This window comes from Inhella crocodyli, assembly GCF_004004565.1.
Taxonomy (GTDB): domain Bacteria; phylum Pseudomonadota; class Gammaproteobacteria; order Burkholderiales; family Burkholderiaceae_C; genus Inhella; species Inhella crocodyli.
Genome location: NZ_SACM01000001.1, coordinates 1,458,412 through 1,471,696 on the forward strand (window position 1 = coordinate 1,458,412; position 13,285 = coordinate 1,471,696).

At 70.9% G+C, this 13,285-nt stretch carries 14 protein-coding genes and 1 pseudogene; 13 read left to right on the top strand and 2 right to left on the bottom strand.

Annotated features, from left to right (window positions below):
- Positions 1-48: 48 nt before the first annotated feature.
- Positions 49-1,449: an erythromycin esterase family protein gene (locus EOD73_RS06810; protein ID WP_164845967.1), complete on the bottom strand. Its 1,401-nt coding sequence runs from the start codon at positions 1,447-1,449 to the stop codon at positions 49-51.
- A gap of 91 nt (positions 1,450-1,540) precedes the next feature.
- Between EOD73_RS06810 and EOD73_RS06815 the strand changes: the two genes are divergently transcribed.
- The 13 genes and pseudogenes from EOD73_RS06815 (at position 1,541) to EOD73_RS06875 (ending at position 12,155) form a co-directional block, all read left to right on the top strand.
- Positions 1,541-2,038: a hypothetical protein gene (locus EOD73_RS06815; protein ID WP_127682088.1), complete on the top strand. Its 498-nt coding sequence runs from the start codon at positions 1,541-1,543 to the stop codon at positions 2,036-2,038.
- The gene (locus EOD73_RS06820; RefSeq protein WP_127682090.1) at positions 2,035-2,970 is read left to right on the top strand and encodes a phosphotransferase family protein; all 936 of its coding nucleotides are present in this window, start codon (positions 2,035-2,037) and stop codon (positions 2,968-2,970) included. The genes EOD73_RS06815 and EOD73_RS06820 overlap by 4 nt, the downstream gene beginning before the upstream one ends.
- Positions 2,967-4,487, top strand: coding sequence for an SH3 domain-containing protein (locus EOD73_RS06825; protein WP_127682092.1), 1,521 nt, complete (start codon positions 2,967-2,969; stop codon positions 4,485-4,487). The genes EOD73_RS06820 and EOD73_RS06825 overlap by 4 nt, the downstream gene beginning before the upstream one ends.
- A gap of 75 nt (positions 4,488-4,562) precedes the next feature.
- Positions 4,563-5,742 (top strand): annotated as a pseudogene (locus EOD73_RS06830) (acetyl-CoA C-acyltransferase).
- Positions 5,743-5,802: 60 nt separating this feature from the next.
- Positions 5,803-6,468, top strand: coding sequence for an SDR family oxidoreductase (locus EOD73_RS06835; protein ID WP_127682094.1), 666 nt, complete (start codon positions 5,803-5,805; stop codon positions 6,466-6,468).
- Positions 6,469-6,484: 16 nt separating this feature from the next.
- Positions 6,485-6,892 (top strand): DUF6841 family protein, encoded by a 408-nt coding sequence (locus EOD73_RS06840; RefSeq protein WP_127682096.1) that lies wholly within the window; start codon positions 6,485-6,487, stop codon positions 6,890-6,892.
- A gap of 19 nt (positions 6,893-6,911) precedes the next feature.
- Positions 6,912-8,042 (top strand): acyl-CoA dehydrogenase family protein, encoded by a 1,131-nt coding sequence (locus EOD73_RS06845; protein ID WP_127682098.1) that lies wholly within the window; start codon positions 6,912-6,914, stop codon positions 8,040-8,042.
- A gap of 73 nt (positions 8,043-8,115) precedes the next feature.
- On the top strand, positions 8,116-9,357 hold the full coding sequence (locus EOD73_RS06850) for an alpha/beta hydrolase (RefSeq protein WP_127682100.1): 1,242 nt from the start codon (positions 8,116-8,118) through the stop codon (positions 9,355-9,357).
- Positions 9,358-9,394: 37 nt separating this feature from the next.
- Complete coding sequence (locus tag EOD73_RS06855) at positions 9,395-10,015, top strand: 2-hydroxychromene-2-carboxylate isomerase (RefSeq protein ID WP_127682102.1); 621 nt, start codon at positions 9,395-9,397, stop codon at positions 10,013-10,015.
- 44 nt (positions 10,016-10,059) lie between these two features.
- Entirely contained in the window at positions 10,060-10,626 is a 567-nt protein-coding gene (locus tag EOD73_RS06860) for a hypothetical protein (RefSeq protein ID WP_127682104.1), read from the top strand.
- Positions 10,627-10,736: 110 nt separating this feature from the next.
- Complete coding sequence (locus EOD73_RS06865) at positions 10,737-10,922, top strand: hypothetical protein (protein ID WP_127682106.1); 186 nt, start codon at positions 10,737-10,739, stop codon at positions 10,920-10,922.
- A gap of 36 nt (positions 10,923-10,958) precedes the next feature.
- Entirely contained in the window at positions 10,959-11,213 is a 255-nt protein-coding gene (locus EOD73_RS06870; protein WP_127682108.1) for a hypothetical protein, read from the top strand.
- Positions 11,214-11,267: 54 nt separating this feature from the next.
- Positions 11,268-12,155, top strand: coding sequence for an HDOD domain-containing protein (locus EOD73_RS06875; protein ID WP_240660643.1), 888 nt, complete (start codon positions 11,268-11,270; stop codon positions 12,153-12,155).
- A gap of 4 nt (positions 12,156-12,159) precedes the next feature.
- On the opposite strand, the gene EOD73_RS06880 is transcribed toward EOD73_RS06875, so the two are convergent.
- Positions 12,160-13,281 (bottom strand): acyltransferase family protein, encoded by a 1,122-nt coding sequence (locus tag EOD73_RS06880; RefSeq protein ID WP_127682112.1) that lies wholly within the window; start codon positions 13,279-13,281, stop codon positions 12,160-12,162.
- Positions 13,282-13,285: the final 4 nt, after the last annotated feature.

A 13,285-nucleotide genomic window follows, 5' to 3' on the forward strand; every position in this document is an offset into this window, starting at 1 on the left:
GGCTTCGGTCATCGCCGCACGAGCGCTGGGCCGACCGAGCCCCGGTCCTCAGGGCATGGGCTTGGCGTAGAAGCGCGACGGGCTCAGCGTCGGCAGGCGCACGAGCACGTCCACGCCGTAGCCCAGGACGTCGGGGCTCTCGTAGGCCCGCTCCATCTCGGGCGGCATCACCGCCGCCCCGTAGCCACCGCGCACGAAGGGCGTGGCCCGAAACCAAGCGGCAAAGCGCTCGTCGCGCGGCATGGCGGCCAGGTCGACCCAGAAGGCCGCCGCCGCATCGCCGCCGTCCACCAGGGCCGCGTCGAGCGAGCCGGGGCCCATCGTGCGAAACCACGTGGGCACGGCCCCGCCCCGCTCCATCTGCCCCTCGGCATTGATGCGGCGAGCGTGGAAGGTCGCGGCGCCGTACGTGAAGTTCACGCTCTGGTAGCCCGCCTGCAGCCGTTGGCGCAAGGCCAGGCCGGTGGTGGGCGCGGCGGCACCGGCCAGCAAGTAGCCGTGGTCGGCCACGTGCCCGTCGTGCGCCCACAGGGCCACCCGCCCCTGCCGCCCCGCCGCCCGCACCGTGCGCTCGGCCATGGCCACGTCGCGCCGGGTGAATGCCTCGGTGGGCAGGTCCATCATCGAGGCGCCTTGCACGTTGAACTCGAAGGTGTGGATGGCCATGCGCAGGGCGTACGCGGCCTCGTGCCCGTCAGGGTCGAGCTCGGGGGGCAAGGCCGCTTCCAAAGCCGACGCCGCATCCCGCCAGGCCTCCCACTCTGCCCGGGTGGCCTTGGCAAAAGGACCGGGCATGGAGGTGGGCGCCCCTTGCACCAAGGTCCCCAAGGCGGCCTGCAGGCGATCGGCCCGGGCGGCATCGCGGGCGCGCAGGGCGGCCAAGGCCGCCTGCCCGTCGCGCACCGGGTCTTGCACGTCGATCCCCACCACGCGGACCGGCTCCACCGCCTGCCGGTTGAAGGCTTGCAAACCCAGCAGCAAGCGCCCCAGGGCCTCCACGCGGTAGACCTCGAAGATCCGCGATTCGTGCAGCGCGCGCCCCACGTCGGACTCGGCGCTGCCGGGGGCGATGAAGCGCTGCAAGCGCTCGCCCACGGCGCGGTTGGACTCGAGCGCGACGACCCGGAAGCCGTGCTCGCGCACCAGGGCCAGGATGAGGTCGGCCTTCAAGACCATGTCCTCGTGCGTGCCGTGGGTGGCTTCACCGATGCCGACCACGCGGGCCGGCGCCAGTCGCGCGGCCAAAGCGGCGACGGCGTCGGGCGCGCCCAGATCGCGCCGGTTCTTGCCCAACCAGGCCTGAAGGGCCGCGCGGTTCTCGGCGCTCATCTGCGCCGGCGACGCGTACACCCCATCCAGCGAGGTTGGCGCGGTCTGCGCCTGCAAGGGCGACGTGGCCAGGGAAAGCAGCAGGGCCAGGGTCAGGCCAGGGTGACGCAGGAAGGGCACGGTCGGGTCTCCAACGATGGGCTTCGGAACGGCAGCGAGCAGGATAGGCCGCAGCGCAGAATCGAGGCCCCACCGGCCCCCCCGCGATTGCATGGACATCAACTGGCACGAAACCCTCGAGATGGCGAGCTTCATCGTCACGGTGGTGGGCTTGCCCTTCGCCATCTGGGTGTTCCTCAAGCAAGAGCGCGCCGAGCGTGAGAACGAGGAAGAGGAGGCCTACCTGCTGCTGGCCGACGCCTACGACGAGTTCCTCAAGGTCGTGCTGCAGCACAGCGACCTGCAGCTGCGCACCGCCGCCGCGCTGGAGAACCCCACGCCCGAGCAGCGAGAGCGCATGCAGGTGATCTTCGAGATGCTCATCAGCCTGTTCGAGCGCGCCTACCTCGTGGCCTGGAAGCCCGACATGAGCGAGAGCGAGCGCCGCCGCTGGAACAGCTGGGACGACGCCATGCGCGAGTGGTGCGGGCGCGACGACTTCTTTTTCCTGCTGCCGCAGCTCCTGCGCGGCGAAGACGCCGCCTTCGCGGCGCACTTGCAGCAGGTGGCCAAGGACGTGCGCGGCAGCCAGTTCATGGTGCGCCCGTGACCCGCCTGCCCCTGCCCAGCGGTGGTCCTGCACAAGACCCGCGCGCCTTCGACGCCTTTCACGACCAGCCCGAGGCTTGGCGTCCGGCCATGGAAGCCCTGGTCAGGGCCCAAGGCTGGACCGGCGACTGGCGGGCGGCGGGCGAGGGCACCGTGCTGGTCGCGCTGTTGGGCGATGCGCAGGTGCTCAAGCTGTTCCCGCCCTTCTTGGCCGACCACGCGCACTTCGAGCAGGGCCTGCTGCAGCGCCTGCAGGGCCAGCTGAGCCTGCCCACGCCCACGCTGCTGGCCCAAGGCGAGCAAGACGCCTGGCGCTGGACGCGCATGACCCAGCTGCCCGGCCAGCTCTTGCTGACCCGCTGGCCGTACATGACCGAGATCCAGCGCCTGACCTTGTTGCAGCGCCTGGGCGAACTGGCGCGCGAAGTGCACGCCCTGCCCGTCGGCGACCAAGCCGAGCGCGCCCCGGCCTGGGCCGACTTCCTGACCCGGCAGCGGGCGCAGTGCGTGGCGCGCCAGCAGCGCACCGGCTTACCCGCGCACTTCCTGGCCCAGTTGCCCGCGTTCCTGGACGGCCCCTTGCCTGCCGAGGGCGCGCCCGACGTGCTGCTCACCGGCGAGTACACGCCCATGAACCTGCTGGTGGACGAGCACGACGCCCTGGCGGGCATGTTCGACTTCGGCGACGGCCTGGTGGGCCTGCCCGCCTACGACTGGCTGGGGCCGCTGTGCTTCTTGTGCAGCGGCGTGCCGGCGCGCGTGCAGGCCTGGTTCGACGGCCTGCTTCAGCCGGTGCCCGCCGACCCCGTGCCACTGCTGCGCCTGATGCTGTTGCACCGCTACAGCCACCTGCCCTTCCAACTGGCCAGCCTGCCAGGGTGGCAAGACGAGCCCACGCTGGCGCGCCTGGCCGAACGTTTGGTGGGCCGATGAAACGGCTGGCCCTTCTGTTGGCTTGGGGCGCCCTGAACGCGGGGGCACAGCCCCCCGAACTCGGCACGCGGTGGGTTCAGGTGCCGGTGCTGCCCGTCCGCACCGAAGCGCGGGCAGACGCTCCCGTCTTGGTCCACCTGCAACAGGGCAGCCGTTTGGCGGCCGTGCGGGCGGTGGCGGGCACCGAGTTTTGCTGGGGCAGTGTCCGCTGGGACCAGACCGGCTTCGTGCCCTGCCACGTGCTGAGCGCCACCCCGGTGGCACCGCGGCGTGCGGGCGTGGGCGGGGTCCCGAGCGAGCTGCGCTGGGTGGCCGGCCAAGGCGTCTTTCTGCGTGCGGCGCCGAGCCCGCAGGGCGAGGTGCTGGCGCGGCTTCCCCTGAACGCCGAATTGATGCTGGAGGCGCCGAGCGGCACCGACTATTGCCCCGTCCGAACGGCGGTCGCCCCTGGCGCGCCCGTCCAGCGGGGCCACATCGCCTGCCGCTACCTGGCCGAAACGCCCGTGGCCATGGAGCGCATCGCCCAACCCCAAGGCCCCGACGGCCTGCCCAACCCCGACTTCAACCCCCGCCTGGCCTTCGCCATCGAGCCCAACTGGGAGCACCTCGGTCAGTACGTCATGTGGCGCGGCCGACCCTGCGACGCCCTCGCGGGCTGCGCCGCACTCGCGCAAGACCCCGAACTGGCCGCCATGCGCCGCCAGTTGCACGGCCAGATGGTGGACCACCGCGACCCGCCGCGACCCTGGCCCGCGTGGACGCCGGAGGCCTTGCGACCGGTGCGGGGCAACGGCTTCGAGGCCGATGCCGCGCTGAACATGGCGCTGTGGCAGGCGCTGCCCCTGCCGGCGCTGCGCCCCTCCTGGTTCCGCAATCCGACCGAACTGGCCGGCCCCGGCGAGCCCCTGGCCGAATTGGCCGCGCGCTTCGACGCCCGGCAGCAGTGGTTCGTCGGCGAGCTCTACGCCCCCGGCCCCCAGTTCGCCGGGGCGCGCGTCGAACGCCTGACCAAGAAACTGCACCGCATCGACCTGCTCGGCGACGGCCGCGTCCGTGGCGAAGAACACACCCCGCAGTGGGCGAACCGGGCCTGGCTGCCCGACAACGAGGCCATGTGCCAGAACTGGCACGGCCTGGGCTACGCCTTCGGCGACACCGACGCCGCCACGCGGCGGCGCAATGGCTTCCCCCCAGCCACCCAAGCCGGTGGCCCGCCGCGCCTGTTCTGGTTGCACAGCACGCGTCCCCTGCCGCCCGGCCCGGCGCGCAGCGAACGCCAGGTCTTCGCCCTGGACCGTGCCCGCACCGGCTTCACCCAAGCCGAGCTGCGCCCCTTCGACCTGGACGCCGACGGCGTGCCCGACCTGCTGTGGGTCGAAGCCACCGGCCGCGGTCCCGGCCACCTGGACGAAATCCCCAAGCACGACGACCCTTGGCTGCGCCTGCTGCTGGTGAACCTGAACGGCGCTTGGCACCTGCTGTCGGCCGACGCCATCAGCTGGGGCTGTGGCTGCTGAGCCCCTGCTGATATTGCGCCGCAGCAAACGCGCCAAAATCGCGAGTTCCATTCGATTACAGCCCCGGAGCCCACCATGTCCGATCCCATCGTCATCGTTTCCGCCGCCCGCACGCCCATCGGGGGTTTGCTGGGCGATTTCGCCCACCTCGCGGCCTGGGAGCTGGGCGCCGTGGCCATCCAAGCCGCCGTCGAGCGCGCCGGTGTGCCGGGCGACGCCGTCAACGAAGTGCTGATGGGCAACTGCCTGATGGCCGGCCAAGGCCAGGCCCCGGCCCGCCAAGCGCTGCGCAAGGCCGGGCTGCCCGACAGCGCCGGCGCGGTGACCCTGAGCAAGATGTGCGGCAGCGGCATGCGCGCCATGATGTTCGGCCACGACATGCTGGCCGCCGGCAGCGCCGACGTCGTCGTGGCGGGCGGCATGGAAAGCATGACCAACGCGCCGCACCTGATGTTCGCGCGCAAGGGCGTCAAGTACGGCATGACGCAGATGTACGACCACATGGCCATCGACGGCCTGGAAGACGCCTACGAGCGCGGCAAGGCCATGGGCGTGTTCGCCGAGTCCTGCGTCAGCCACTACCAATTCAGCCGCGAGGCGATGGACCAGTACGCCATCACCAGCACCCAGCGCGCCAAACAGGCCAACGAAGACGGCAGCTTCGACTGGGAAATGGCCCCGGTCACGCTGCGCAGCCCGAAAGGCGACACGGTCATCAAGCACGACGAGCAGCCCTTCAAGGCCAAACTCGACAAGATCCCCGGCCTGAAGCCCGCCTTCAAGAAGGACGGCGCCATCACCGCCGCCACGGCGTCGAGCATCTCCGACGGCGCCGCCGCCCTGGTGCTGATGCGCGAAAGCGAGGCCGCCAAGCGGGGCCTGAGCCCCATCGCCCGCATCGTCAGCCATGCCGTGCACGCCCGCGCGCCCGAGTGGTTCACCACCGCGCCCGTGGGCGCCATCGAGCTGGCCTTGAAGAAGGCCGGCTGGGACGCCAAGAGCGTCAACCTGTGGGAGGTGAACGAAGCCTTCGCCGCCGTGACCATGGCCGCGATGACCGAGTTCAAGCTGCCGCACGAGATCGTCAACGTGCACGGTGGCGCCGTGGCCCTGGGCCACCCCATCCGGTGCCAGCGGCGCGCGCATCGTCGTCAGCTTGCTGGGCGCCCTGAAGAAGCGCGGCCTCAAGCGCGGCGTGGCGGCGCTGTGCATCGGCGGCGGCGAGGCCACCGCCATGGCCGTGGAAATGATCTAAGCCCCCGTCCTTCCACCGAACCCGACCGCGGCCCCGGCCGCGGTCTTTGCTTTCCTCTCCATGCACCTCCTTGTCATCGGCGCCTCGCGCGGCATCGGCCTCGAGTTCGTCAAGCAGTACCGGGCCGAGGGCCACCAAGTCACCGCCACCGCGCGCGACGAGGCCAGCCTCATCCGCCTGCGCGACCTGGGCGCCAAACCGGTGCGCCTGGACGTGCTCGACCCCGGCTCCTGCGCCGGCCTGGCCTGGCAACTCGACGGCCTGCAGTTCGACATCGCCATCGTCAATGCCGGCGTGTACGGGCCGCACGTGGACGCGCCCACCGCGCCCTCGCAAGACGACTTCGACTTCGTCATGCGCACCAACGTGCTGGGTCCCATGCGCGTGCTGCCCGCCCTGACCGAGACGCTCGCCCAAGGCGCCAAGCTGGCCGTCATCAGCAGCAAGATGGGCTCCATGGCCCTGCGCGCCAGCCCCAACGGTTGGCTGTACCGCGCCAGCAAGGCGGCGGTGAACTCCGTGTTGAAGGACGCCAGCATCGTGCTGGGCGGGCGCGCCACCTGCGTCGCCTTCCACCCCGGCTGGGTGCGCACCGACATGGGCGGCCCCCAGGCCGACCTGAGCCCGGCCGACGCCGTGGCCGCCATGCGCCGCACCTTGGTGGGCTTGGGCGCCGGCGACAACGGCAGCTACCTGAACTTCGACGGCCAGCCCCTGGCTTGGTGAGCCGAGCCTTCCCACCATGCAACTGCACGACATCGAGGCCTTCTTCCGGGCCTACGCCGACGCCTACCAAGACCTGAACGGCGACGCTGTGGCCGCCCACTGCGCCGCGCCCATGGCCATCTCCCAAGGGGGCAAGGTCACCTGGTGGGCCGAGCACGCGCCCGTGCAGGACAACATGCGCCAACTCTGCGCCGTCTACCGCGAGGCCGGCCTGGACCGCGTGGACTTCGCCATCGAGCAGGCCACGCTGATGGGCGCGCACGACGCCTTCGCCCTGCTGCGCTGGACGCTGACGCGCGCCGACGGCTCGCTGCTGCAGCAGTTCCGCACCGGCTACCACCTGCACCGCCACGGCGGCCGCACCCAAGTGCTGCTGGTGACGGCCTTCGACGAAAACCTGGCGGCGATGAAGCCCGGCGCCTGAACCGACCCAAGAGACCCCCATGCTCCTCTCCGAAGACCACCTCGCCGTCCAAGACGCCGTTCGCGCTTACGTGCAGGCCGAAATCGCCCCCCACGCCGCCGCCTGGGACAAGGCCCACCAATTCCCCGCCGAGCAACTGAAGGGCCTGGCCCAACTCGGCTGCTACGGCGTGGCGGTGCCGCCGGAGTACGACGGCGCCGGCCTCGACTACCTGGCCTTGGCGGTGATCCTGGAAGAGATCGCCGCCGGCGATGGCGGCACCTCCACGGTGGTCAGCGTCAACAACTGCCCGGTGTGCTCCATCCTCATGGCCTTCGGCAACGAGGCCCAGAAGGAACAGTTCCTCAAGCCCTTGGCCCGTGGCGACATGCTGGGCGCCTTTTGCCTGACCGAGCCGCACGTCGGCTCGGAGGCGGGCGGCTTGAAGACCACCGCGGTGCGTGACGGTGACGACTACGTGCTCAACGGGGTCAAGCAGTTCATCACCAGCGGCAAGAACGGCGACGTGGCCATCGTCATGGCCGTCACCGACAAGGCCGCCGGCAAGAAGGGCATCAGCGCCTTCTTGGTGCCCACGGCCACCCCCGGCTACACCGTCGCCCGCTTGGAAGACAAGATGGGCCAGCACAGCAGCGACACGGCGCAGATCCTGTTCGAGAACTGCCGCGTCCCCGCCGCCTACCGATTGGGCGACGAAGGCCAGGGCTTGAAGATCGCCCTCAGCGGTTTGGAAGGCGGCCGCATCGGCATCGCCAGCCAATCCGTGGGCATGGCCCGCGCGGCGCTGGAAGCCGCCCTGGCCTACAGCAAGGAGCGCGTCAGCTTCGGCCAGCCGATCTTTCAGCACCAGGCCATCCAGTTCAAGCTGGCCGACATGGCCACGCAGGTGGAGGCCGCGCGCCAGCTCATTTGGCACGCCGCCGCGCTGAAAGACGCCGGCAAGCCCTGCCTGAAGGAAGCCGCCATGGCCAAGCTGTTCGCCAGCGAAATGGCCGAGCGGGTGTGCTCGGCCGCCATCCAGGTGCTCGGCGGTTACGGCTACGTGAGCGACTTCCCGGTCGAGCGCATTTACCGCGACGTGCGGGTCTGCCAGATCTACGAAGGCACGAGCGAGGTGCAGAAGATCTTGATCGGCCGCGCCATGGCCTGAGGGCCACCAGGTTCGGGATCGCCAAGGGGGCGGCGTGCTGCTACGGTGGCGCCCGCTCACCGAGACCCGACCCATGGACATCAGCGTTTACTACGCCACCAACCGCGCCCACGAGGGCGAGCACCGCTTCCAGCCCACGCGTTACGGCAAGCGCTTCTCCAGCGATGGCATGGAGAACCTGCGCTTCGGCCGCGTGGTGTTCCAAGCCGACCGCGCCCGCGTGGACGCGCTGCTGGCCCAGGCGCCCAACCCGCGCATCGGCGCCGGCGATGGCGAGGCGCTGCAGGGCTACTTCACGCAGTGCGTGAAGGACAGCCAACGCATCGAGGCCTACGCCGAGCACATCCCCGACGCCGGCTTGAACGAGACCGCGCAGGCCGATGTCCGCTTGGGCTCCTTGGCCATGTTCGCCGACCTGCGCGCCGACATGCAGGCCGGCCGCGACCTGCTGGTGCTGGTGCACGGCTTCAACGTCAGTTGGGAAGAGGCCGTGGCCACGGCCGCCGCCTTCGAGGCCGCGCTCAACCGCGTCGACCCCGCGCTGGACGACCCGGCCCAGTGCCACCCGGTGCGCGTCGTGCTGTTCACCTGGCCGAGCGACGGCGCCGCCCTGCCCTTCGCCAGCTACAAGAGCGATCGCGCCGACGCCCGCGGCACCTCGGGCGCCTTCGGCCGCGGCCTGCTGAAGCTGCGCGACCACCTGCACCAGCTCGGCCGCGAGGCGCGACAGGGCAGCGTGCAGATGCGGCAACTGCGGGAGGCCATGGCCGGCTCGCCGCAGGCCGAGGTCGACCGCGCCGTGGCCCGCTTGGAGGCCACCGCGCTGTGCGGCCAGAAGATTCACCTGCTGGCCCACTCCATGGGCAACTACGTGCTGCAAAACGCGCTGGCCCGCGTGTTCGAGTTCAGCCCCGGTCCGACCATGCCGCGCCTCTTCGACCACGTGGTGATGGCCGCGGCCGACGTCGATGACGACGTGCTCGAGCCCGGTCAGCCCCTGGCCCGTTTGCACCAGGTGGCGCAAACCGTGCTTGTGCTGCACAACGCCGGCGACACGGCGCTGAAGATCAGCGACTACACCAAGGGCAACCCCGATCGCCTGGGACAGCGGGGGGCGGCCAGGCCGCAGCACTTGCACCAAAAAATCGTCCAAGTGGACTGCCAGCCCCTGGTCAGTGGCCTCACGCAGCACAGCTACTTCACCAACGGCCGCGTGGCCCGCGACCTGCGCTTGGCCATGCAAGGCCTGAGCCCGAAGCAGCGCGGCCTGACGCCCTTGGGCGTGGCGCCGAATTGTTGGCAGCACGCGGGGTGATTCCGGGCCGCGCGCTGGGGGGCGCACGCGCATACTCATGGCCATGCGCCTGCCCATCGACTTCTACTTCGATTTCTCGAGCCCCTACTCGTACATCGCGTCCGAGTGGATTGGCGCGGTGGCCGCGCGCCACGGCCGCACGGTGCGGTGGCACGCCATCCTGCTGGGCGCGGCCAACCAAGTCACCGGCCTGCAGCCGCCGGTGAACTTCCCGCTCAAGCGCGACTACCTCTACCGCGACGTGCAGCGCTCGGCCGCCTTTGCCGGCGTGCCCATCCGCATGCCCGACCCCTTCCCCATCCCCACGCAGAACGCCGCCCGCGTGTTCTGGTGGCTGCACGAGGCTGACCCCCAACGCGCCGTCGCCTGGGCGCGGGCGGGTCTGCGCGCCTACTTCACGCGCAACGTGAACCTGAGCGACGTTCCGGCGCTCAAGGCCCTGGTGCACGAGACGGGCTTGGACGCCGACGCGGCCGAAGCCGCCTGGAACGACCCCGCCTGGAAGGCCCGGCTCAAGGCCGCCAACGAGGCGGCCATCGCCACCGGCGTGTTTGGCGCTCCCTACGTGGTGGTGGACGGCGAGCCGTTCTGGGGCAACGACCGGCAGGCCCAGATCGAGGCCTGGCTCGCCAGCGGGCCGCCGCGCGGCCTGGAGTGAGGGGCGCCGCGGCCTGATCAAGCCGCATTTATCATTGCGCCCCTATGCCGACCGCGCCCCGCGATGTGGCGCAAGTCCGTTTGGACAACGCGCTGCGCCTGTTCGACGAATTCGTCGCTGCCACCATCAAGCACCCTGACGCCGCCGCGCTGCGCGGCCTGGAGCGGCGCTTTGCCGAACGGGTGCTGATCCAGCCCAGCTACTGGAGCCAGATCAAAAGCCGCTCGCGCCAGATCGGCGAGCGCTTGGCGCGGCAGTTCGAGCAGTGCTGCCACAAGCCGCGCGGCTGGATGGACCTCGACCCGGCCGAAGGCGCGGCCCCTTCGCCGGCCCCCGGCGCGGCACCCGTGCCGCGGCCCGACGAGGGCAGTCCCAGCGTGCCGCAGGACGACGACGAGCGCTTCATCGTCGGCCTGGTGCTGACCTACTACCGCCGCCACCCCCAGCGCGCCCGCACCCGACTGCTGGACCTGCTGGGCGAAGTGCTGACGCCCGCGCCCAGCCCGGCCCCCACGCCGACACGCCCAGCCCCGGCCACCGACGACAGCCTGAACGACTGGCGCAAGGCCGCGGCCGGCATCGCCCCCCTCAAGCCCTCGAAGAAGCGCTGACCGCGCGCGCCTTTTTTTGGCGCCCCACGTTGTGGGGGCTTGATTTCCTGAGCAAGTGTTCTTTATCATTTGCGCACTGTTTATCAGACAGTGTTGCTCAGGAGATCACGATGCCCCATTTCACCCAAGCCCGACCGATGACCGCCAAGGCCTTGCGCAAACCGCGCAATCCGGTGGTCGCACCCGCCCTGCTGCGCCAAGCCGGCCGACACCAGGGCCCCCATGCCCGGCAGTCGGCCCAGTCCCAGCTGCGCCACGCCTTGCAAGACCTTCATCCCCCCACGCCCCACGACTGAATCGCCGCCTGCACGGCGGCGATGCCGGAGACCGACATGCACGCTTCGCCACTCGCCACCCGCCACGCCACCCAAAGCAGCGCCCCTTTGCGCCGCGCCGTGGCCCGCGTCCTCCAAACCCTGAGCCAGCAACTCGACGCGCTGGCCGAGCGCCTGCAGGCCCCGCCTGCCGACGACGTCGACCAAGCGTCGCACCTGGAGTTCCGCCACGACCCGCGCACGGGGCATGGCGTGCTGTTCGAGAACGGCGAACGCCGATTCACGTTTTTGCAGGGCCTTGAGCGCCTGTAATCCGCGTTTGTCCCAAGCAAGGGCCGCCCTATCATCGGGCGGCCCTTGTCATTGGTGCCCTCGATGGACTTCCAGCCCCGCGCCGAGTTCCTGACCAAATCGCTGCACCGCGCCGATGCGTGGGTGGACCACTTCCGCCGCCAGGAATTCCCGGTGCTGGCCAGCAGCGCCGAGGCCCTGGAGCAACTGCGGGCCAACGAAGACGACGTCGACGCCCACCTGATCGGGCAGACCTTCGCCAACGACCCCTTGATGACCCTCAAGGTGTTGATCCACGCCTCGAACCTGAACCGCGAGCGGCGCACGGCCGACGCCGAAACCCTGACCAGCGCCGTGGTGCTGATGGGCATCACGCCCTTCTTCAACCTGCTCGGCCCGCAACCCACCCTGGAAGACTGGTTGGCCGGCGACAGCGAGGCCTTGGACGGCGTGGACGCCGTGCTCGGTCGCGCCGAGCGCGCCTCGCGCTTCGCCTTGGGTTTCGCCGCCCACCGCATGGACCCCGACGCTGACATCCTGCACCAGGCCGCGCTCTTGCACGACTTCGCCGAGCTGCTGCTGTGGTGCCACGCGCCGGCCTTGGCCAAGACCATCCGCATCCATCAGAAGTTCGACCCCGGCTTGCGCAGCAAGGTGGCGCAGCAGCAGGTCTTGGGCGTGGACCTGATGAGCCTGCAAAAGGACTTGATCCGCGCCTGGCACCTGCCCGCGGTGTTCGGTCACCTCTTGGACGAGCGCGACCCCCAGGACCCGCAAGACCGCTGCGTGTACCTGGCCACCCGCGCCGCCCGCCACAGCATGCTGGGCTGGGACAACGCGGGCCTGCCCGACGACCTGACGGACATCGGCGCGCTGCTCAACCTCGGCCCCATTCCCACGCTGCGCCTGCTGCACGACCTGGCCGGCGACCCGCTGGCCCGCGGCCCCGACACCACGATGTGAGGCCTCAGGCCGGGGCGGCCTCGCGCCGCCCGAGCAGCCAGCGGCCCCAAACGCCGTTGCGAATCCACAGGGCGAAGGTCCCCAGGCTCAAGCCCAAGGTCAGGCCCAGCACCAGCGGCAGCTTGAGGGTCCACGGCCAGTCCAGGTCCATCGTCGCCAGCTGCAGGGCCAGCAAGATCGGCAGGTGCACGAGGTAGACCCAGTAGGCGGCATCGGCCAGGAAGTGCATCGCCCGCCCCAACGGCGCCCGCCACGCGCAGGCCGCCCCCGCCACAGCCCCACACCCCCACACGGCCGCCACGCTGGAGACGGCCGCCACCGCCCAATCGCCGGGCGGCACCGGGCGGGGCAAGAGCAGCACAAAGCCCACCATGGCCAGCCCCGCCCCAAGCCCCAGTCCCAGCCAACATTTCTTGCGGGCGAGCACCGGCAACCACGGACGGGACACCGTGCCCAGCGCGAAGAAGGTGCCGTAGAACGCGATGGCCCAGGGCTGCGGCAGCAGCGCCTCGGGCGCCGGGTGCGGCGCGGGCACCGCGGCCAGGGTCGGCACCAGCAGCACCGGCAGGGCCAGCAGCCCGAAGGCGCCGGCGCCCCGACTGGGCACCGACCAGCGGGCCCGCCAAGCCAGCGGCACCAGCGTGCGCCCCACCCACAGCAAGACGGTGAAGAGCAACAGGTAAGCCAGGAACCACAGGTGCCCCAGGCTGGGCGGGGGGGAGGGCCAGCCCTCGGCCCAGGCCCGGCGCACCCAGCCCATCAGCGGCGACGGGTGCTGCACGTGGGCCACGCCCCACTGCACCAAAGCGTCCATGGCCAGGTGCATCAAGGGCAGGCCCACGACCAAGGGCACCAGCACCCGGCGGGCGCGGTCGCGCATCAAGCCACCCGCGCCCCGCCGCTCCCACTGCCACGCCGCAAAGAATCCGGCCAGCCAAAAGAACAGGGGCATGCGCAGCAGGTGCATCGGCCACAAGAGGCCGTCCAGCCAGGGGGCTTGGGCGCGGTCGGCGGTGAGCCACAGCGGCTGCACCATGGGGCTGTGGGCCAAGGCCGCGTGGAAGGCCACGCCGGCCAGCATCGCCCCCGCGCGCAGGCGGTCCAGCGCGTCCAGGCGGGTGGGCATGGCG

Excerpts from the sequence above, each read along its gene's own strand:
- EOD73_RS06815 (WP_127682088.1), top strand. The coding sequence starts at position 1,541 with ATGGACATCAACTGGCACGAAACCCTCGAGATGGCGAGCTTCATCGTC.
- EOD73_RS06825 (WP_127682092.1), top strand. The coding sequence starts at position 2,967 with ATGAAACGGCTGGCCCTTCTGTTGGCTTGGGGCGCCCTGAACGCGGGG.
- EOD73_RS06835 (WP_127682094.1), top strand. The coding sequence starts at position 5,803 with ATGCACCTCCTTGTCATCGGCGCCTCGCGCGGCATCGGCCTCGAGTTC.
- EOD73_RS06840 (WP_127682096.1), top strand. The coding sequence starts at position 6,485 with ATGCAACTGCACGACATCGAGGCCTTCTTCCGGGCCTACGCCGACGCC.
- EOD73_RS06845 (WP_127682098.1), top strand. The coding sequence starts at position 6,912 with ATGCTCCTCTCCGAAGACCACCTCGCCGTCCAAGACGCCGTTCGCGCT.
- EOD73_RS06850 (WP_127682100.1), top strand. The coding sequence starts at position 8,116 with ATGGACATCAGCGTTTACTACGCCACCAACCGCGCCCACGAGGGCGAG.
- EOD73_RS06855 (WP_127682102.1), top strand. The coding sequence starts at position 9,395 with ATGGCCATGCGCCTGCCCATCGACTTCTACTTCGATTTCTCGAGCCCC.
- EOD73_RS06860 (WP_127682104.1), top strand. The coding sequence starts at position 10,060 with ATGCCGACCGCGCCCCGCGATGTGGCGCAAGTCCGTTTGGACAACGCG.
- EOD73_RS06865 (WP_127682106.1), top strand. The coding sequence starts at position 10,737 with ATGCCCCATTTCACCCAAGCCCGACCGATGACCGCCAAGGCCTTGCGC.
- EOD73_RS06870 (WP_127682108.1), top strand. The coding sequence starts at position 10,959 with ATGCACGCTTCGCCACTCGCCACCCGCCACGCCACCCAAAGCAGCGCC.
- EOD73_RS06880 (WP_127682112.1), bottom strand. The coding sequence starts at position 13,281 with ATGCCCACCCGCCTGGACGCGCTGGACCGCCTGCGCGCGGGGGCGATG.